Annotated in this window: 23 protein-coding genes, 1 riboswitch and 1 other annotated feature; all 23 genes read left to right on the top strand. The window is 43.0% G+C overall.

Annotated features, from left to right (window positions below):
- The 23 genes from LQ226_RS08270 (at nt 1) to obgE (ending at nt 19,961) form a co-directional block, all read left to right on the top strand.
- Nucleotides 1–1,206, top strand: a complete 1,206-nt coding sequence (locus tag LQ226_RS08270) for a type II secretion system F family protein (protein ID WP_231417350.1) — start codon at nt 1–3, stop codon at nt 1,204–1,206.
- 79 nt (nt 1,207–1,285) lie between these two features.
- A riboswitch (cyclic di-GMP riboswitch) is annotated at nt 1,286–1,369 on the top strand.
- Between the two features lie 80 nt (nt 1,370–1,449).
- Nucleotides 1,450–1,887, top strand: a complete 438-nt coding sequence (locus LQ226_RS08265; protein ID WP_231417349.1) for a prepilin-type N-terminal cleavage/methylation domain-containing protein — start codon at nt 1,450–1,452, stop codon at nt 1,885–1,887.
- A 64-nt stretch (nt 1,888–1,951) separates the two neighbouring features.
- The gene (locus LQ226_RS08260; protein ID WP_231417348.1) at nt 1,952–2,704 is read left to right on the top strand and encodes a prepilin peptidase; all 753 of its coding nucleotides are present in this window, start codon (nt 1,952–1,954) and stop codon (nt 2,702–2,704) included.
- Between the two features lie 22 nt (nt 2,705–2,726).
- Nucleotides 2,727–3,707 (top strand): type IV pilus biogenesis protein PilM, encoded by a 981-nt coding sequence (pilM, locus tag LQ226_RS08255; protein ID WP_231417347.1) that lies wholly within the window; start codon nt 2,727–2,729, stop codon nt 3,705–3,707.
- Between the two features lie 33 nt (nt 3,708–3,740).
- Nucleotides 3,741–4,325 carry a hypothetical protein gene (locus LQ226_RS08250; RefSeq protein ID WP_231417346.1) on the top strand — a complete coding sequence of 195 codons (585 nt, stop codon included), beginning with the start codon at nt 3,741–3,743 and terminating at the stop codon, nt 4,323–4,325.
- Nucleotides 4,315–5,085: a hypothetical protein gene (locus tag LQ226_RS08245; RefSeq protein WP_231417345.1), complete on the top strand. Its 771-nt coding sequence runs from the start codon at nt 4,315–4,317 to the stop codon at nt 5,083–5,085. Before LQ226_RS08250 ends, LQ226_RS08245 begins: the two co-directional genes overlap by 11 nt.
- A gap of 147 nt (nt 5,086–5,232) precedes the next feature.
- A complete protein-coding gene (locus tag LQ226_RS21135; RefSeq protein WP_231417344.1) occupies nt 5,233–6,249 on the top strand; it encodes an SPOR domain-containing protein in 1,017 nt (338 codons plus the stop codon).
- A 142-nt stretch (nt 6,250–6,391) separates the two neighbouring features.
- Complete coding sequence (locus tag LQ226_RS08235) at nt 6,392–7,720, top strand: glycoside hydrolase family 18 protein (RefSeq protein WP_231417343.1); 1,329 nt, start codon at nt 6,392–6,394, stop codon at nt 7,718–7,720.
- 203 nt (nt 7,721–7,923) lie between these two features.
- On the top strand, nt 7,924–8,526 hold the full coding sequence (locus tag LQ226_RS08230) for a Maf family protein (RefSeq protein WP_231417342.1): 603 nt from the start codon (nt 7,924–7,926) through the stop codon (nt 8,524–8,526).
- A gap of 18 nt (nt 8,527–8,544) precedes the next feature.
- Nucleotides 8,545–9,234, top strand: coding sequence for a RadC family protein (radC, locus tag LQ226_RS08225; RefSeq protein ID WP_231417341.1), 690 nt, complete (start codon nt 8,545–8,547; stop codon nt 9,232–9,234).
- A 302-nt stretch (nt 9,235–9,536) separates the two neighbouring features.
- Nucleotides 9,537–10,577 carry a rod shape-determining protein gene (locus tag LQ226_RS08220; RefSeq protein WP_231417340.1) on the top strand — a complete coding sequence of 347 codons (1,041 nt, stop codon included), beginning with the start codon at nt 9,537–9,539 and terminating at the stop codon, nt 10,575–10,577.
- Nucleotides 10,578–10,590: 13 nt separating this feature from the next.
- Nucleotides 10,591–11,490: a rod shape-determining protein MreC gene (gene mreC, locus LQ226_RS08215; protein WP_231417339.1), complete on the top strand. Its 900-nt coding sequence runs from the start codon at nt 10,591–10,593 to the stop codon at nt 11,488–11,490.
- Nucleotides 11,487–12,026 (top strand): rod shape-determining protein MreD, encoded by a 540-nt coding sequence (mreD, locus tag LQ226_RS08210; RefSeq protein ID WP_231417338.1) that lies wholly within the window; start codon nt 11,487–11,489, stop codon nt 12,024–12,026. Before mreC ends, mreD begins: the two co-directional genes overlap by 4 nt.
- A 54-nt stretch (nt 12,027–12,080) precedes the next feature.
- The gene (minC, locus tag LQ226_RS08205; RefSeq protein ID WP_231417337.1) at nt 12,081–12,770 is read left to right on the top strand and encodes a septum site-determining protein MinC; all 690 of its coding nucleotides are present in this window, start codon (nt 12,081–12,083) and stop codon (nt 12,768–12,770) included.
- A complete protein-coding gene (minD, locus tag LQ226_RS08200) occupies nt 12,763–13,560 on the top strand; it encodes a septum site-determining protein MinD (protein WP_231417336.1) in 798 nt (265 codons plus the stop codon). Before minC ends, minD begins: the two co-directional genes overlap by 8 nt.
- Nucleotides 13,561–13,741: 181 nt before the next feature.
- Nucleotides 13,742–14,530 carry a M23 family metallopeptidase gene (locus LQ226_RS08195; protein WP_231417335.1) on the top strand — a complete coding sequence of 263 codons (789 nt, stop codon included), beginning with the start codon at nt 13,742–13,744 and terminating at the stop codon, nt 14,528–14,530.
- The gene (locus tag LQ226_RS08190; protein WP_231417334.1) at nt 14,511–15,377 is read left to right on the top strand and encodes a M50 family metallopeptidase; all 867 of its coding nucleotides are present in this window, start codon (nt 14,511–14,513) and stop codon (nt 15,375–15,377) included. Before LQ226_RS08195 ends, LQ226_RS08190 begins: the two co-directional genes overlap by 20 nt.
- Before the next feature lie 15 nt (nt 15,378–15,392).
- Nucleotides 15,393–16,847 carry an Rne/Rng family ribonuclease gene (locus LQ226_RS08185; protein ID WP_231417333.1) on the top strand — a complete coding sequence of 485 codons (1,455 nt, stop codon included), beginning with the start codon at nt 15,393–15,395 and terminating at the stop codon, nt 16,845–16,847.
- Nucleotides 16,848–16,882: 35 nt separating this feature from the next.
- Nucleotides 16,883–16,956, top strand: a sequence feature (ribosomal protein L21 leader region).
- 12 nt (nt 16,957–16,968) lie between these two features.
- The gene (rplU, locus tag LQ226_RS08180; RefSeq protein WP_036784710.1) at nt 16,969–17,277 is read left to right on the top strand and encodes a 50S ribosomal protein L21; all 309 of its coding nucleotides are present in this window, start codon (nt 16,969–16,971) and stop codon (nt 17,275–17,277) included.
- Between the two features lie 9 nt (nt 17,278–17,286).
- Nucleotides 17,287–17,619 carry a ribosomal-processing cysteine protease Prp gene (locus tag LQ226_RS08175; RefSeq protein ID WP_231417332.1) on the top strand — a complete coding sequence of 111 codons (333 nt, stop codon included), beginning with the start codon at nt 17,287–17,289 and terminating at the stop codon, nt 17,617–17,619.
- Nucleotides 17,620–17,633: 14 nt separating this feature from the next.
- Complete coding sequence (gene rpmA / locus LQ226_RS08170) at nt 17,634–17,924, top strand: 50S ribosomal protein L27 (RefSeq protein WP_036784714.1); 291 nt, start codon at nt 17,634–17,636, stop codon at nt 17,922–17,924.
- A 228-nt stretch (nt 17,925–18,152) separates the two neighbouring features.
- A complete protein-coding gene (locus LQ226_RS08165) occupies nt 18,153–18,563 on the top strand; it encodes a Spo0B domain-containing protein (protein WP_231417331.1) in 411 nt (136 codons plus the stop codon).
- A 117-nt stretch (nt 18,564–18,680) separates the two neighbouring features.
- A complete protein-coding gene (gene obgE / locus LQ226_RS08160; protein ID WP_231417330.1) occupies nt 18,681–19,961 on the top strand; it encodes a GTPase ObgE in 1,281 nt (426 codons plus the stop codon).
- The last annotated feature ends 17 nt before the right edge of the window (nt 19,962–19,978 follow it).

The following is a 19,978-nucleotide window of genomic DNA, read 5'->3' as shown; positions in this document are numbered from 1 at the left end:
ATGGCTTACTTCAAGTACAAAGCCCGTACGTCTAAAGGGAAGATGAAAGAAGGCCGTATTAAGGCGGATTCAAAGCGTGAAGCGGTCGGCAAATTAAAAGACGACGGAATGACCGTTGCAACGATTAATGAACTAAATAGCATTTTATATAAGGATATTCAAATCGGCAGTCAGGTGAAAAATAAAGAATTTGTCATCTACCTTCGCCAATTTGCGACGCTGCTAGAATCTGGTATCTCGCTTATTCAATCGACCTACATTCTGAAAGATCAAACGTCGAGTAAGGCGCTGCAGCGAGCGCTTACCGGGATTGCAGAAGATCTAGAGGGTGGATTATCGTTCTCTGATGCTGCAGAAAAGCACCAAAAGATTTTCCCTGATCTGTTTGTGAATATGGTCCGGGCAGGGGAAGCGGGAGGTAATTTAGATGAAATCTTAGATCGCCTGGCAGCTTACTATGAGAAGCAATATGACACGCGTCAAAAGGTGATTTCAGCGCTTGCCTATCCGTTAGTCGTTCTAGTAATTGCGATTGGAATCGTCATCTTCCTATTAAGTTTCGTCGTGCCGAGATTTGCGGACATGTTTCTCTCCTTTGGTGGAGACATCCCGCCGATTACTCAGTTTGTCATGAGCCTTGGGGAGATCTCTCAAAAGATGTGGTGGCTGTTCATCGTTATTCCACTCCTTGCTTACGGGGTAATTCGGTATATGAAACAGTACCCGCGATTTTCCTATGGGCTTGATCTTATGAAATTAAGAATTCCGATATTTGGTCCTCTCATACAAAAATCGGTGTTAGCCCGTATGACCCGAACAATGAGCTCTTTGTTTAACAGCTCTGTGCCTATTTTACAGGCGGTCTATATCACAGAACGCATTGTCGGAAATAAAGTTGTCGAATCGGTCCTTAAAACGACAAGAAAGTCCCTAGAAAAAGGGGAATCAATGGCTGGTCCCATGAAAAATCATTGGATCTTTCCTCCTCTTGTCACTCAAATGATTTCCGTTGGGGAGAGCTCTGGTTCTTTAGACCATATGCTCGGGAAAGTTGCGGATTTTTACGAATCAGAACTAGATTATGCAACCGATCGAATTAAGAGTTTAATAGAGCCTGTTATGATCGCTTTCCTGGCGCTTATTGTCGGGGGCATTGTAGCAGCCATTGCCATTCCGATGTTCTCGATCTTCGAACAAATTGGGTAAATGTGCTAAATTCATAAGATAATAGTGGTAATAATGAGACGTATTTACTATAATGGATATAGATGATCACACGTACGAAGATACCACCGGAAGCGACGAAAGGCTGGCTGTATATGGGCACTTAGCCACCCTGGAGCGAGTAGTGCAACCGACCAGACATGACAAAATCCGTGTTGATGATGTGGTCGTTTTTGTAATGATGGTGTCATAATTATTCTTATAGAAAAAGGGGAGAACAAACTCATGTTAAAGAAGTTTCGTCAATTGATGAACAAAGATGAGAAAGGTTTCACACTTGTTGAACTACTTGCTGTTATTGTTATTTTAGGGATTATTGCGGCGATTGCGATTCCTAGTATTGCGAATGTTGTTGAGAATAGCAAGAAGGATGCAGTGATTAGGACTGCTGAACAAGCTGTAGAAGCTTATCGTCTGATGGAGACATCTGAAGGAGTGGACACTGAAAAAACTTTAGAAGAACTTGCTACTGCAGGTTATTTAGAGAATAGGGAAGGCTTTACAGGCAGCGTTACGCCTTCTACAGCTACGGATGCTGATGGAGCTTCTACTGGAGAAACGACTTACACAGTAACGGTGTCTAGTGAAAAGTATACTGTTAGTGGAGATGTGTCTTCATTAGATAGAGGTAGTGTAGGTGATGTTACATCTTCAGGAAATTAATATGATTGATAACATAGATCCCTCGCTGAGGGATCTATAACTTACATATATTGGGGATGCGTTGATGGATGTTTTATTTATAATATACTTTTTGCTATTAGGTCTTATTATAGGATCTTTTTTTAACGTGGTAGGTCTAAGAGTACCTAAAAAACAAATGTTTGACCAATCGCGCTCAATTTGTCAGTACTGTAAAAATAAATTAGCTTGGTATGATTTAGTACCAGTCTTATCATATACATATTTGAAAGGTAAATGCCGCAACTGCAAAACAAAAATATCCCCCCTCTACCCGATAGTCGAAGCGGCTACGGGGTTTTTGTATGCATACAGCTTCATACGTTTTGGTTTCTCAACAGAACTAATTGTCGCTCTGCTCTTCTCATCTCTTCTCGTCATTATTACGGTAACGGATCTCAATTATATGCTCATTTCAAACAACATCCTACTCTTTTTCCTACCGCTCCTTATCATAGGACGAATCATCTCTCCACTAGAGCCATGGTGGAACCCGATTGCTGGTGGATTAACTGGCTTCCTTTTAACTATGATTATCATTTTAGTCAGCCGAGGCGGTATGGGCGGGGGAGATATGAAGTTGTTTGGCGTTATTGGCATTGTGCTTGGATTGCCGGGCGTTCTTCTAGCATTCTTTTTATCTACTTTGTACGGATCGATCATTAGCGGAGGGCTTCTTTTATTCAAGAAGATAGATCGGAAAAAGCCTGTTCCCTTTGGTCCTTATATTGTTTTGGGGGCATTGACGACTTATTTCTTCGGTTCCTCTATCATTGAGTGGTATCTTCAATTATTCTAGGAATAAAGGCAGGTGACCTATTATGCTAGGTTTTAAGAAATCGAAAGAGAGAGTTAACATTATATTTAAAGACCATGTCATCCGATACATAGAATGTGAGACTCCGGATTTCTCCGGTGTAGTGGATTACGGGGAACGCTATCTTGAAAGTGGGATTATTGAAGAGGGGAAAGTGATTGACCAGAGAGCCTTAAATGCTGTTATAGCAGAACTCGCTGAAGAGAAAGAGTGGCGGAAGAAGAAGGTGTACTTTAGCGTACCCGATGCGTCCGTGATCATTAAACCGTTTCATATTCCCAATGATCTAAAAACAGCCGATGAAGTGAAGGGCTATTTATATATGCAACTTGGTGAATCTTTACATCTTCCTTTTGAAGAGCCTGTGTTTGACTATGTGGTGTTAGAGGAGAAGGTGAATATGAATGAAGTGCTCCTTTTTGCTTATCCGGAAACCAGAATCCGGGACTTCGAGTTAGCTCTCCTTGAAGCGAATACAAAGCCAGCTGTAGCGGATTTAACATTTTTATCTTTGTACCGGCTATATTACGATTTAGATTATGCGCGTCCTGAAGATCATCTCTTAACGCTTCAGTGGAATATGGATGGTGTTGTCATTACGGTCTTTCATGACGATCATCCTCATTTTACACGCTACATGAAGAGTGGATTGGATGAATCGCTTTGGGAAGTTCCTCACACGGATGATGATGCTGTTCGCTGGACGGGGAATGAGAAAGAATTGGATGCTTACATAGATGAACAAATGAGAGAAGTAGAGCGGATCATGAACTTCTATCGCTACTCTGTTACAAACGGGGAGTCAGCTGTTACGAATCTATTAATATCAGGTGACTTTCCGTGGCTAGAGGATGTGTACAAGAAGTGTCATATCCATTTTAATCTTGATGTGAGAATGATTGAACCGGGTGAGTATTCAGCTGAAAGGGATGAGGACATTCCATTTCGCTATGCAGAGAGTGTTGGCCTGGCATTGAAGCCATAGAAAGATGGAAGTCTTGAGGGGGATCGAAGGGTTATGAAGGTAGAAATTAACTTACTCGAACAGAAAGAGAAACAAAATGTAGTGCCTTATTTGTTAGGTCTTGTCGCATTGCTTGCCCTTCTTTTGATCTGGCTTCTCCTTTACATGGACAAGCAGGCTGCACTAGATGAAGTAGAAGATGTAAATAGCCAAATTCAACAGGTGAGAGTACAGCAACAGGAGTATCAAGAAGCGCTGAAAGATGAGGTTCAAACGAATCGTCGTGAACTGAAGCGATCGGTTGAAGCGTTAGAGAGCAACCTCTTCCCTGCAGTATCATTACTTGAACGCATGGTTTCCTTGCTTCCTGAGCGGGGGTTCTTTGAGCGATACGTATACGTTCGCCCGCAGTCACTCCTTCTTTATGTTCGCTTTGACGATTTTCAGGATGTGGCGGCCTACACCAATCGTTTAATAGACGAAGATTACGTATCTGATGTTTCGGTTCAACAAATTACGTCAAATGTGCTCGAAGAAGATTTAGATCCTACTCAATACAGACCAAGGTATGTAGCAGAATATGAAGTGACACTTGATAAAGATCTTTGGGAAGAGGGGGATCGTGAAGATGAGGATTGAGTGGACCCGGATACATACGATCGTTGTAGTCATCCTTGTTATATTATGTCTCGGAGTGTACTGGGGTGTTCACTCCCTCTATGTGGACCCGGCGTTAGAAGAGGTTGAGCGGGTAGAGACTTCCCTAGAGAATGAAGAAAGAATTCTTAACTCTCTTGCTGACCAGGAAATGGAGCAGCAGGACCTTACGCTACAAACATCACGAGAACTGCAGCAGAAGCTTCCTGTTCTCCCTGTACAAGACCAGGTAATCTTAGCCATGGAGCGAGCTGAAAATGTGTCAGGAACGTTTATTGAATCGGTCAGCTTAAATGGCGATCAGGAAATTGAAGCAGTTGTAGAGGAAGAGGAGAATACGGATGATTCAGCGAGTGAGACACCTGATGAAACAGCTGAAGGGGAAGAGCAAACAGAAGAAGTAGAAAGGGAAGCCCCTCCAGTTATGCCTTCAGTGAATGCGCTCACGTATCAGGTTACGGTTATGGCGAAGACTTTCAGTGATTTGACGCTTTTTCTTGAGGAGTTAGAGCGTATTCCGCGTTTAATCAGTTTCGATGAAATCGAATTTCAGCCAGAAGGCATGGAAGAGGGAGCGGATCAAATCTCCTTCCTCGTTACATTCTCAGCCTTTTATGAGCCTGATTTAAGGGATTTGCAGGATGAATTGCCTCAGTATCATTATCCAGAACCTTCACAGAAGGAGTCGCCTTTTGAAGGAGACGGTGATCTTACCAGCGAAGAAAATTCAGACACACCGTAGTCACCCTTTTTAAGAAAGGGTGGCTTTTTTTGTTCTTTTTGAAAGAATTTATCGAAAAGACAAGAACCCCACCTGACACAACTCGCCTTTCTTTTCTCTGACGCTGTGATAGATTGGAACAAACTAGTAGAGAAATGAGGGGAGCATGTGGACAAGCACAATAAGATCTCCGTTCGCATTAATGGAGAGGATACCTATCTTGAACGAGACCATGAAGGAAAAGAGAAGAAGGTAAAAGCCCAGAAAGTAAAAGATGAGCTGTTCGTCGCAAAAGAAGAGCAGGCATCTGCTATAGAAGAATGGATGGAGGAGCAAGAGAAGAAGAAACAAACAGGGGAAGATGAGGACGAAGAAGAAATTCCGGTCATTGAGCGGAGCTATCCATCTAAGAAACGATCGTTCTCGCTGCCATCTGAAATGAAACAATTACTCATAGCGGCTGCCTCAGCTATTCTGGTTGGAACAGTGATTGGTTTTATTATGATCCGTATCTTCGGGGGGATCGATGGTACAGCAGACAATGCTCAACCTGCCATGCCTGCTCTTCAGACTGGTGCCGCTCAAAATGGGGAAGGAACCGCTGCAGGCGGAACCGCTCAGGCCATTGCTTTCCCTGACGTCTCTGCTTTTGTGGTACAGGCGGGAATTTTCTCGACGGAGGAGAAAGCAAAGACATGGTCGCAGAACCTCTCTGATAAGGGTCTTGAAGGATTTATTTGGCCGAGAGATGGTCAGTTTTATTTATTCGCAGGCGTTGCGTCCTCAAAGGAGAACGGGGAGAAGATTGCGACCTATTTGAAAGATCAGGGGTTTGAGACGTTTGTGAAGGAATGGCACGTCGCAAGTGGGGAACGTAAAGTCGCGCAAGCCGAAGGAAAGTGGATCCATTCGGGTATGGAGTCATGGAAAGGGATCCTTCCTATCACTACATCCTTAATGGACACAGGAGGAGGCGCTGTTTCAGACGTAACATCTAAGGTAAAGGCTTGGAAACAAGCCATACCTAATGAGGCATCAGAGCGAACGGCTCCTATTCAGGAAGGGTTTAATCAGTTTGGCAAGGCAGCAGAAACGTTTCAGCAAAACAAAAGCACGCAAGGATTATGGAATATGCAAACGAGTATGCTGTCCATATGGTATGCTTACGAACAATATATGAAGTAGCATAGCAGATGCTTTCCTTATGGGGAGCATCTTTTTTGTAAGAAGAAGAACGGGGATATTCTCTCAACTTCGAAGGGACACAGTGCATAAATACCTACTCCTCCTAGACATCCTATAGGTATTCCATAAAGGAGGACACACGATGAATCGATCCATCTGTACGGGGGTGCTTTTATGTATCAGTTTGTTTTTGTTCGGAGGTCATATGAAAGCAGAAGTTATTCATATTACTCAAAAAGGGGATTCCCTCTATAAAATAGGGGATAGGTATAACGTTACGGCTGATCAGCTTGCGAAACTGAATGGCATGCCTGGCGAACGTAAGCTTGTACAAGGTCAGTCCATTTTAATACCTGGTCAGTCCTATATGGTGCAACCGGGTGATTCTTTATATAAAATTGCTAAGCGTCATCAGATTCCTATAGATGAGCTTATGGAACTGAACGGTCTTCATTCTTCTTTAATCCTAACGGGGGATACCCTTCAAATTCCGCAAAAAGAGAAAACGAACGTAAAAGTGGGGGCGTACTTTATTCCAAAAGACCAGGGGTATAATGATGAAATGATGAGTGCTCTTGGCAGGTATTTAACAACGATCTATCTATTCAGCTATAATCCGAATCAGGACGGGACTTTATCCTCCCTTCCTTTAAATAATAGTGTTGCAGAGGCGTGGAGAAAGGGGATTTCTCCATTCGCGACGCTAACGAACTTAAGTGGAAGTGGTTTTGATCCGGAGCTTGCTCATGATCTAATGGCGAACGAAAATAAGCGAAAAAAGTTGATTGAAAACCTCTATATGGTATTGGACCGACACGATTATAAAGGGGTTGTTATCGACTTTGAAGGACTTCGTCCGGAAGACCGCAGTCTGTTCTCGTCTTTTATAAAACAAGTGGGTGAGCGCTTGCATCCTCATAACATGGAGGTGCATATTGCGGTACCTCCGATGAGTGGGAGCAGATCACCATCCTACGCTGCTGCTTATGATTACAAGACGCTCGGAAGGTACGCAGATAGCCTGTTCCTGATGACCTACAATTGGCACTGGCTTGGTGGTGCTTCTGGACCGATCGCTCCCATTCAAGAAATAAAGAAGACGTTGGACTTTGCAACCTCCGTGGTTCCACGGGAGAAATTAATGCTTGGTATTCCGATGTATGCCTATGATTGGGTGGTTAGCAAGGAAGGGGTAAAAGGGAAAGCTTATTCTGTGCAACATGCGATTAGTAAGTATATTCAGCATGAAAGTAGCATCCATTATGATGAACAATCAGAAGCTCCGTGGTTTCGGTATAAGGATGAAGCAGGGCGTACTCATGAGGTGTGGTTTGAGGACCCTAGAAGCTTACTCGCGAAGTTTGAGCTTGTTCGGGGCTACCGGTTAGGTGGAATGGGAGCCTGGCAGTTGGATTTTAGTATTCGCCAAAGCGAAACATTGTTACGATCGGAGTTTAACGTTTTGAAATAAAGGGAAGGGCAAGCTGTTGGGCTTGCTTTTTCCCATTTTCCGATCATGGAAGATAGGGGAATTTACATTTTTGTAAGCTTAAACTCAAATATTAAAATACAGTAAAGAATGTAATCATTGCTTTCACCCTTTTGCGTAAGGAGGAAAGAAACGGTATGATCATAATACCCTGAATCGATTACAACTAGAAAAGGATGATGTATATGTCACAACTTATTTTAGCTTCTTCTTCTCCAAGAAGAAAAGAATTATTAGAACAAGTTCATATCCCCTTTAAAACGAGAAAGCAGGACGCTGATGAATCGAGCTTACCTTTCTACAATCCACGCGCGTATGTCCAAGCACTCGCAGAGCTCAAGAATCGTACGGTCAACCTTGAAGAACATAACGAGGTTATTCTGAGTGCGGATACGATCGTGAGCTTTGAAGGAAAGGTTCTTGGTAAGCCGAAAACAGCAGAAGAAGCATACGAAATGCTCTCTATGTTGAGTGGGGCGCAACATGAAGTGTATACAGGTGTTATGCTGCGATCTTCTGAACAAGAATCGTTTATTGTAGAGAAGACGACGGTTGAATTCTGGCCTTTAACAAAGGATGAAATGGAGTATTATATCGAAACAGGTGATCCTTTCGATAAAGCGGGTGGCTATGGTATTCAAACGTACGGGGCTACACTTGTGAAAGGAATCAAAGGCGATTACAACAATGTCGTTGGTTTACCTTTATCGCGTGTCGTTCGCTCCCTGCAAGCTTATGGCGTCTATCCTTTACTGCCTGAAGTCAAGAATGATCAAACAGGGAATTAAGCGAAAGGAGGCGTTGATGTGCCAGAAGCGCCTGTATTTATTAAGCAGGTCCCCCAGGAGGATCGACCAAGAGAGCGTCTGATTCGATTGGGGGCACGTCAATTGTCCAACCAGGAACTCCTGGCGATTTTGTTAGGAACAGGTACCAAAAATGAATCGGTGATGTCTCTTTCTCAAAGGCTTCTCGTTCATTTTGAAGGATTAATGTTGTTGAAAGATGCAACGATTGAAGAATTAACAGCGATTAAAGGAATTGGAGACGCGAAAGCTGTGAATGTTCTAGCTGCCCTTGAGGTCGGGAAGCGCATTCACTTTCACAAGCCATCGGAACGATACACCATAAGGAGCCCGGAAGACGGTGCTGATTATGTCATGGAAGAGATGCAGGATTTAAAGCAGGAGCACTTTGTGGTCCTTTTTTTAAATACGAAAAATCAAGTCGTTCATCGACAAACGATTTTCATTGGTAGTTTAAACGCCTCGATCGTGCATCCTCGCGAGGTGTTCAAGGAAGCTGTCAAACGTTCTGCGGCCTCTATTATATGTGCCCACAATCATCCCTCAGGAGATCCATCGCCCTCACAAGAAGATATCCAAGTGACCCGTCGACTGATTGAGTGCGGAAAGATGTTAGGGATTGAAGTCCTTGATCATCTTGTCATTGGTGACCATAAATATGTCTCGCTTAAAGAAAAAGGTTATTTGTAAACGTTCGCTTATATTCAGTTCAAGCCTCCACCTTCACTCATTCAATCAGACTATTCCTTAAAAAATGACCCGATTACTACTATCTATTTCTACTTTTTTTTCGTATAATTGAAAAGAAACCCAATGTCATCAAGCGCCAGGCGTGAAGTTTTGTAAGACTTCCGTTTGGCGCTTGTTCACTTGATAAAAAATGAAGTTCCTTTTGATGGAAATGAGGGAACGAAAATAAAGACTAACATTACATAATAAGAATAAAGAAACGACTAAGTACGTTCGCGATCTGGTCATAGAAAGGAAGATGTATGGTGGTTGGATTTGGTTTTTCACAAGATTTAGGGATTGATTTAGGTACAGCAAATACGCTTGTTTTCTTGAAAGGTAAAGGGGTTGTCGTGAGAGAGCCTTCTGTTGTTGCAAAGAATATGGGTTCAGGAGAAATTCAGGCTGTAGGTAGCTCTGCTAAAAACATGGTCGGCAGAACGCCTGCGAACATCTCGGTTATCCGTCCCATGAAGGATGGGGTCATTGCTGATTATGATACAACAGCAGCGATGATGAAGTATTACATCAAACAAGCGCAGAAGAATCGTTCATCATTTGCCAGAAAACCGAATGTCATGGTCTGTGTTCCTTCTGGTATTACGATGGTGGAAGAACGGGCAGTTATTGATGCTACGAAACAAGCGGGAGCTAAAGATGCGTTTCCAATTGCAGAGCCATTCGCTGCTGCGATCGGAGCTGGTTTGCCAGTGTGGGAGCCGACTGGTAGTATGGTTGTAGACATTGGTGGGGGAACGACTGAGGTCGCGATTATCTCTCTTGGAGGGATTGTAACGAGCCAATCGATTCGTGTAGCCGGTGATGAAATGGACGATTCTATTATTCAGTACATTCGCAAACAATACAATCTTATGATTGGGGAACGCTCTGCTGAGACGCTGAAAATGGAAATTGGTACAGCAGGGAAACCTTCTGAAAATGAAGAATTAGATATTAGAGGACGCGACCTTGTAACGGGTCTTCCAAAGACGATTACCATTACAGCAGAAGAGATTGCTGGTTCTCTTAAAGACACGGTTGATCAAATTGTAGATGCTGTAAAGAATACCCTCGAGAAAACGCCGCCGGAGCTTTCGGCTGATATTATGGATCGTGGTATTGTGTTAACAGGTGGCGGAGCTTTATTGAAAAATATTGATACCGTCATTAGTGATGAAACGAAAATGCCTGTCTTCGTCGCTGAAGACCCACTGGACTGTGTGGCTATTGGAACAGGGAAATCGTTAGAATACATTCATCATTTCAGATCTCAGCCAAATGTGGCGTCTAGAAGCATGGATTAAGAAGGTGTAAGGTATGCCATCATTTTTTCGAAACAAACGACTGATTCTCATTCTTGTAAGCATTATTTTCCTGGTGGCGCTCATTGGATTTACCATTAGAGACCGGGATCATTTAACGCTTCCGGAACAGTTCTTGCAAGATACAATCGGTTGGGTTCAGACAGCTTTTCATGCCCCTGTGCAATTTGTGACAGGGACCTTTGATAACATCAAAGATGTAAAGAACACATATGAGCAGAATCAAGTGTTAAAGCAGAAACTGCTTGAGGACCGTAATTTACTAGAAGAAATTCAGTTATTGAAGAAAGAAAATAAAGAACTACGCAGTATGCTCGATAAGAATGAAAGTCTAGGAGACTACACCCCTATTCAGGGGACAGTCATCGCCCGTGGCCCTGAAGAGCGTTGGTATAAGCAACTTACCATTAACAAAGGGGAGCAACACGGCGTCAAGAAAGGGATGGCGGTCATTACTGGAAAAGGAATGATCGGGAAGATTCAAAGTACTTCTCAAGTCACATCGACGATCCAGTTGTTAAGTGGCTTCGGAGGAAACAACCTTATTCATGCTAAAGTCGTCGGAGATGAGAACCAATACGGTTTAATTGAGGGCGGGTATGATGAAAAAGAGAAGGCTCTTCTCTTGAAAGAAATCCCCTATGATGCCAAGATTGAAAAAGGGCAACTTGTGGTGAGCTCTGGTATGGGAGGCGTGTTCCCTAGTGGGTTAGAGATCGGGAAAGTCCGTGAAGTCGTAATCGATGAATATGGATTAACTCAACTCGCCTATGTCGAACCAGCAGCTGACTTTTATGAAATCAATCACGTGTCAGTCATTGATCGAGATATGTTTTCACCAAAATTAGATGAGCAACCAGAGGACCCAGAAGGGGAAGAGGAGGATGGACAATGAAGCGTTTAATCCTTCCGGCCATTCTTCTGCTATTTCTTGTATTAGAAGGAACAGCTACTGATTTCTTACCAAAGGAATGGCTCCTTTCCGATTATTATATTATCCCTCATTGGGTGTTTGTCTTTCTTGTGTACATAGCGATCTTTTACGATTTTGACTACACGTATTATTGCGTTTTATATGGAATTTTATTTGGTTTTCTGTTTGATCTCCTGTATACCGATATACTTGGGGTCTATATGTTTACCTATGGAATTACGGCGTATATCGTACATGGCTTAAAGAAGCTTCTTCACGCCAACATGTTTGTAGCTATTTTAATGAGTGTCGTTGGTGTAGCTATGGCTGATGCGCTCATCTTCTTCCTGTACTCCTCTGTACAAGGATTTGTCATGACATGGGAAACGTACGCGCTTATGAGTTTAATTCCTACTTTACTGGCTAATCTAGTCTTCACGCTCGTTTTATATCCATTCGTACCATCTCTTCTTTACAAGTGGTCAGAAGAGCAATTGGCAAGCCAGAAAGCCGTATAGGCGAAAGGAATTGCGATAACAAGAGTCGAATATATTGTTTGAGGTGAAGCTTCCGTGAGTACCAAGAAGCAAGTCGTTACTATAAAAGGCACAAAAGACGGCCTGACATTACACATTGATGATACATGTTCGTTTAACGATGTTCTTTATGAATTAGACCAAAAGATTTCTCAAAACTATGTAGACGAAGACCAGCCGATGATCACTGTAAATATCCAGGTTGGAAATCGGTACCTAACAAATGAGCAAAAAGATGAGCTGATTGAAGTCATTCGTCGCCATAATAAACTTGTGATAGATGAAATCTACTCAAACGTCGTGACAAAGGAAGAAGCGCGTGAGTGGGAAATTGACCGGGCAGTGAATCCGGTGTTTAAAGTCATCCGTAGTGGACAAGTGTTAGAGGTGCGCGGTGATCTGTTACTCGTAGGGGATGTGAACCCTGGAGGGAAGATCGTGGCAACAGGTAACATCTATGTAATGGGAAATTTAAGAGGAATCGCCCATGCGGGTGTAAATGGAAATCAGAATGCTGTGATCGCTGCCGCATATATGAAACCGAACCAACTGCGAATTGCAGACTTCTTAAGCCGCTCTCCAGATTATGAAGAGGCTGAGGGAGCGTATATGGAATGCGGGTATGTCGATGACAAACAAGAAAAGATCATCATTGATCGTTTGCAACTTCTCACACAAAAGCGCCCTGAGTTAAAAGGGGTAGAAAGGAGCATGCTAAATGGGTGAGTCGATCGTAATTACATCAGGAAAAGGTGGCGTCGGAAAGACCACGACTACTGCCAACCTCGGTACAGCCTTAGCGCTAATGGGGAAGAAGGTGTGTTTAGTTGATACGGATATAGGTCTCCGCAACCTTGACGTGGTGATGGGGCTTGAGAACCGGATTATTTATGACATTGTAGATGTCATTCAAGAACGTTGCCGTCTCAAGCAAGCCTTGATAAAAGATAAGCGTTTTGAGGACTTATCGTTATTGCCTGCTGCACAAACAAGTGATAAGTCAGACTTAACACCAGAAGGAATGGTGACGATTGTTCAAGAGCTGAAACAGGACTATGATTACATATTAATTGACTGTCCAGCAGGTATTGAACAAGGCTATAAAAATGCTGTGGCAGGAGCGGACAAAGCGATTGTTGTGACAACGCCTGAGAAATCATCTGTCCGTGATGCCGATCGTATTATTGGTTTATTAGAACAAGAGGATGTGGAAGCACCGCGCCTTATTGTGAACCGTATTAGAAACCACATGGTCCAAAATGGGGACATGCTGGATGTCGATGAAATAGTCACTATTTTATCTATTGATCTATTGGGTATTGTAGCTGATGATGATGAGGTCATTAAAGCGTCTAATCACGGTGAGCCTGTAGCGTTTCAACCGAATACGAAAGCAGCTCTGGCATACCGCAATATCTCCAGAAGAATACTAGGGGAATCTGTGCCTTTGTTATCATTAGAAGAGAATAAAAGTATGCTATCAAAGGTAAAACGATTCTTCGGGATTCGTTCTTAAACGTAATAAAGATGAAAGAAAGCTCCGTTCAGTGTGACACTTCACACTGAACGGAGCTTTTTTGGTACCTCTCAACCTAACAGACTTGTAAAATCCATTTTAATCTTTTCTCCTAAATCATAACTTGTCTAGGTCCAACATAAACTTGTACAAAGAATGGATGAAGGAATGAGGAGAGGCTATGAAAAGAGACGTGAAAGATATTCGAAGATCAATCGCAGATCGGAAAAAGAAACGAGGGGTAGGAGGAGAAAAGAAATCTACATCAACTCCTATCGTTCCTTCTGTACAAGAAGAAGAGAAACACGGCTACTTCCCTTTTTCCGAAAGCGATCGAGGTTCAAATGCAAATGCTCAGTTTCTGACGGCTTTCTTATTTAAAAGCGTTATAGCGGGTGTTTTATTTTTCTCTGTTGCGATCTTATACAGACTTGATGTTGGCTATTTAGACAGGCCAAAAGAATGGGTCGATCAGGCCGTAACAGAAGAATTCCAATTTGCAGCCGTGAATCAGTGGTATATGGAGAAGTTTGGTGAGCCGTTGGCGTTTCTTCCCCAATCTCCAGGAGAAGAGGACGCGGTTCCAACGGCAGCGGGTGAATTGGCTCTTCCTGTGAGCGGGAGTATAAGGGAATCATTTCAAACAAATGGGCAAGGGGTGGTTATTGAAACTTCCTCTCAAGAAGAGATTCATGCCTCTGGTTCTGGAATGGTGGAGTTTGCAGGGAAGAAAGAAGATACCGGAAACACCGTCATTATTCAACATGCAGATGGAAGCAAATCGCACTATGGATACTTATCTGAAGTGAATGTGAATCAGTACCAACAGGTAACGGCTGGGAGTGTAATTGGAAAGACGGCTCCTTCTGAAAATGGAACGGCTGAGACCGTTTATTTTGCCATACAAAAAGGTGATCAATTCGTTGATCCAATTGAGGTGATCCAGGTTCATGACGAGGCTGATCAATAATCATTTTCACGTTCATCCGTTGCTTTGGCTTCTGCTGGGAATCGGCATTTTGACCGGTTCCCTGTGGCAGCTTGTTATTATGTTTTCCCTTGTATGGATTCATGAGCTGGGTCATTATGCGATGGCCCGCTTTTTTAAGTGGAGAATTCGTTCTGTTATGCTATGGCCTTTTGGAGGCGTGATGGAAACAGAAGAACACCATACACGACCATTTCATGAGGAAGTACTGGTTGTTTTGGCAGGGCCTTTACAGCACGCATGGCTATGGGGAGCCATTACGTTATTAGGGTACACGGGTTGGGTGTCACCGGGAACGATTGAAATGATGCTGTTGTACAATGGGATATTATTTTTGTTTAATTTATTACCCATTTGGCCCCTTGATGGAGGGAAGCTCTTGTTCCTTTCCCTTTCCTATGCCCTTCCCTTTGTCCGCGCCCAGCAAATTCTATTATACTTATCGCTAAGTTTTCTGGTGGTTGCGTTAATCCTGGCCATGGTTTTCTTGCCCTTTTCTTTAAGCACCATCTTTTTGGCTGCTTTCCTGTTATGGGAAAATCGGCTAGAATGGAGGCAAAGAGAGTATTCCTTTCTGCGGTATCTAATGAAACGTCATGAACAGAATGGAGAGAAAGTTCGTAAACTCCGTGCCATTCACGTGAACGAGGATATCCCTGTCATGCATATCTTCAGGCAATTCAAACGAGGGAACCATCATCAAATCTTTGTCACCCGTCCTAATCAAAGTCGGGCACAGATAGATGAAGGGGAATGTTTGTATTATTATTTCACGATGAAACAATCTCGCGCTAAGGCAAGCGAACTCGCAGAATGGTTTGCTTCATAAGAAAAGGTGAAGAAGATGAAAGATATTTATATTCAAACGCTCCCATCAGAGAAATGGGCGATCGTAACGGATGACGGAACTTTGGACCGTTTATCTGTTTCAAGAAAAGATGATGGCGATCTGATCGGGAACATTTATAAAGGTAGAGTGGTGAATATCGAACCAAGCTTACAAGCGGCCTTTGTTCATTTTGGCCCTAATAAGCTTGGTTTTTTGAAGTGTTCAGAAATCCCTGCTTCAAGATTAGACTCTGAAAAAAGGATCGAACAGCTGATTCATGAAGGCCAGGCATTGTGGGTGCAGGTTACAAAAGACGCCATTGAAGATAAAGGGGCGCAATTAACGGCAAATGTAACGCTGCCAGGGCAACACATCGTTTACCTTCCATTTGGGCACTATCACGCTGTATCGAAGAAAATTGAACAAGACAGACGTGAAGAGTTGCTGGCGTTAGCCACAAGTTGGAGTGTCGGAGAAGAAGGGGTTTTATTCCGAACCTCTTCTAAAACGATGACGGATTCAGAATTGAAAGAGGCCTTCAGTCGATTGCAACAAGAATGGAAAGAGATTGAAACAGCCTTTCAAAATCAGAAACCGCCCGTACTTGCTTTTGAGGATCCTGTCATTCCGGATCAGTTGATCCGGCAATACGGAGAAAAGGAAATTCAATCAATTGCGGTGGACGAACAATGGGTAAAACGGCGAATCGACCACCGCTACCCTTATCTTGCTTCGAAGTGTGAGTGGAAAGATTCGACTCATGCTTGGCCATTTACTGCGAATCAGGTAATGGAGAAGGTCATCGAGCGGAAGGTCTCACTCCAAGGTGGCGGGGAGATTGTACTTGATCAGACAGAAGCGATGGTGGTCATCGACGTCAATTCAGCAAAAAGGGTTGGGAAAGCCTCAAAGGCTCAATCTGTTTTGCAGACGAATGTCGCAGCAGCTAAAGAAGTCGCAAAGCAACTGAGGCTTAGGAACCTTTCTGGAATGATCTTAATCGACTTTATCACGATGAAAAATCCAAAAGATCAACAGCGGGTTCTTTCGGCTCTTAAGAAGGAACTAAAGCAAGACCCTGTACGTTCTGAAGTGCTCGGATTTACTCGGCTTGGGCTAGTAGAGCTAACAAGAAAGCGCACCTCTTCATCGCTTCCTTATCGGATATCAGAGCTAAGAGCAGGACATGTATTAACACTCGAAACGAAGGCCTATCAGCTAGAGCGAGAACTTCTTTCTTACCGGAGAAGTGATAAGGATGTCATTGTGCTTGAAGTCGATCCTGAGCTCCTTTCCGAGTTCAGGGAGAGATGTGATGTTGAAAAATTAAAATCTGTTCTTTACAAAGAAGTCTTTGTCCTTAATAATAGTACAAGCGATAGTTCTTATCGCATCCGTTATGTAGGAGATCAGAAAAACCTGCAAGAGCGACCTTTTTATATCGACGGGTCTCTTGACAGGTTGTTTTAGAGGTGGTAACATCTATATGTTATGTCTCGTAGCACCAAGTGCTACAACCGCTCAAAACAGGTTTTTAAGCTCCTGATGGAGCACCTGCATGGCGAGTCTGAGTGCAAGAGGAGGTGCAAGTATGTACGCAATTATTGAAACTGGTGGCAAACAAGTCAAAGTAGAAGAAGGTCAAACAATCTACGTTGAAAAAGTTGAAGCTGCTAATGGTGAAAACGTAACGTTCGACAAGGTACTTGTAGTAGGTGGCGAAGACACGAAAGTCGGAGCTCCTTACGTTGACGGTGCTTCTGTTACGGCTAAAGTCGACAAACAAGACCGTGGCCGCAAAGTAACTGTATTCAAATACAAGCCTAAAAAGAACTACAAGCGTAAACAAGGTCATCGTCAACCTTACACAAAACTTACTGTTGAAAAAATCAACGCGTAAGGGTGCCTTATGATCCAGGTGCTTGTAACACGAAATGAGCAAAGACAAATCATAGATTTTGAGTTAAGTGGACATGCTGAAAGTGGACCTTATGGACATGATCTCGTATGTGCTGCTGTCTCAGCTGTATCGTTTGGTGCAGTGAACGCTGTGATGGAGCTTTGTGAATTTGAACCTGTCATCGAGCAAGAAGGTGAAGGAGGCTATTTGAGAGTTGAACTCCCGAATTCCTTATCTCCTGCTGTGTTTGAGAAAGCACAACTCTTGTTAGAGGGCATGATGGTATCACTTGAAACCATTAAACGTGATTATGGTCAATATATTACAATAGTCGAACCATAAGGAGGTGCAGCCCAATGCTACGTCTGAATTTACAATTCTTCGCCCAAAAGAAGGGTGTAGGTAGTACAAAGAACGGTCGTGACTCTGAGTCTAAGCGTCTTGGAGCGAAGCGTGCTGACGGTCAGTTTGCGACAGCTGGTTCTATTCTTTACCGTCAACGTGGTACAAAAGTTTACCCAGGTGCTAACGTAGGCATCGGTGGTGACGACACACTATTCTCTAAAGTAGATGGTGTTGTTAAATTCGAACGCTACGGTCGTAACCGCAAAAAAGTTAGCGTATACCCTGTAGCTCAAGAAGCGTAAGCTTTTTAGAAAAACTCTAGCCTTCGGGTTAGAGTTTTTTTATTGAGATGCCGATTCTGTTAAATATAAAGATGCATCTAATGAATGAGCTTCAATTGTCATATGAATTCGTAAAGGAAAAATCCTCTCGTATTAACCCTCTTGAATGAAATCGCTTCTACTCAACAATCTTTTCCCAAAGACCCTAAGTCTGCTATACTTTTACTATTATGATAAAAGGGGCGGGATATGATGAAAGTTGATGAGGTGGAGAATCTCCTGCGGCATTACCGGCACGATTGGATGAATCAATTACAGCTCGTTTATGGGTATGCCACAATGGACAAGATGGAATTAGTAAAAGAGAAACTCCAACATATTATTGCTGATTCAAGAGAAGAATCAAAACTAATGAATCTCAAAGCACCACACTTTTCTCTTTGGGTCGTTCAGTTTCATGTTCGGCATAATCAATTTCATATGACGTACCATGTAGATTCTTCGCTAGACTTGTCTGCTTTTGATCAGTCATTAGTCCACTCATTAGAAGAATTCATGATGCATCTTGAGAAGCATGTAAATGAACGGGACTTATACGAAATCGAGATGTCTGTCACAAAAGGAGAGTTTCCGCTCATTACCTTTAAGATAGCTGGATAATTATTGGAACCTCGCTCCTTAAGTGCAGAGGTCGAAAATATAGAATATGTACAAGACATTGAGATAACAGACAGACAATTGTTAATCTCTCTGTTATTAAAATAAGAGGTGAAAGAAATGTTTGTCGATTCGGTTAGTGTTTATGTAAAAGCTGGTGACGGTGGAGACGGAAGTGTATCATTCCGTCGCGAGAAGTATGTTCCTATGGGAGGCCCTGCTGGCGGTGACGGCGGTAATGGCGGTGACGTTGTATTTGAAGTAGATGAAGGGTTAAATACTCTTATGGACTTCCGCTACAAGCGTCACTTTAAAGCGAAACGCGGTGAGCACGGTAAGAGTAGAGGAGCGCACGGGAAAAACTCCGATCCCCTGATCGTACCGGTCCCACCTGGAACAACAGTAAGAGATGCAGATACAGGGGATGTCCTGGCAGATTTAATTGAGCACAAACAACAAGCCATCATTGCAAAAGGTGGGCGCGGAGGTCGTGGTAATATCAAATTTGCGACTCCTCGTAACCCGGCTCCGGAGATATCGGAAAATGGTGAACCAGGTATTGAGCGTAACGTTTCCTTAGAATTAAAACTGATGGCCGATGTTGGACTTGTTGGTTTTCCGAGTGTAGGGAAATCTACGCTACTTTCTGTTGTAAGTGCTGCTAAACCTAAGGTAGCTGAGTATCATTTCACAACCATAACTCCGAATCTTGGAGTCGTTGAAACAGAAGACCAGCGCAGTTTCGTAATGGCTGACCTTCCAGGGCTGATCGAAGGAGCTCATGAAGGGGTAGGATTAGGTCATCAATTCCTTCGCCACGTTGATCGTACCCGTGTAATTGTTCACGTTGTCGATATGGCAAGTATTGAAGGACGCGATCCTTACGAAGATTTCGTTACCATTAACGAGGAATTAAAACAATACGATGAAACGATTCTTGATCGTCCTCAAATTATCTTGGCAAGCAAGATGGATATGCCTGAATCAGAGGAGAAGCTTGAAGCATTTAAAGAACAGCTTGAACAAGACATTCCAATTTATCCGATCTCATCTATTACACGTGAAGGTTTAAAAGAGTCTTTATTTGCGATTGCTGATATCTTAGAGACGATTCCAAAAGATGACACGCCTGTTGAAGAAGTTGAAGAACGTGTCGTGTATCGATTTGAAAAAGAAGAAACGCCATTCGAAATTACACGTGAATCAGACGGTGCCTTTGTGTTGAAAGGGGCGAAGATCGAGAAGTTATTCAAGATGACGAACTTCGATCGAGATGAATCGATTAGTCGTTTCGCTCGTCAATTACGCACTATGGGCGTAGATGATGCGCTGCGTGAACGCGGGGCGAAAGATGGCGATACCATTCGCCTGCTTGATTACGAGTTTGAATTTGTCGAATAGACTATTCAAAAGGGGAA

This window comes from Pontibacillus sp. HN14, assembly GCF_021129245.1.
Classification (GTDB): domain Bacteria; phylum Bacillota; class Bacilli; order Bacillales; family BH030062; genus Pontibacillus.
This window is presented reverse-complemented; position numbering and strand designations above follow the sequence as displayed.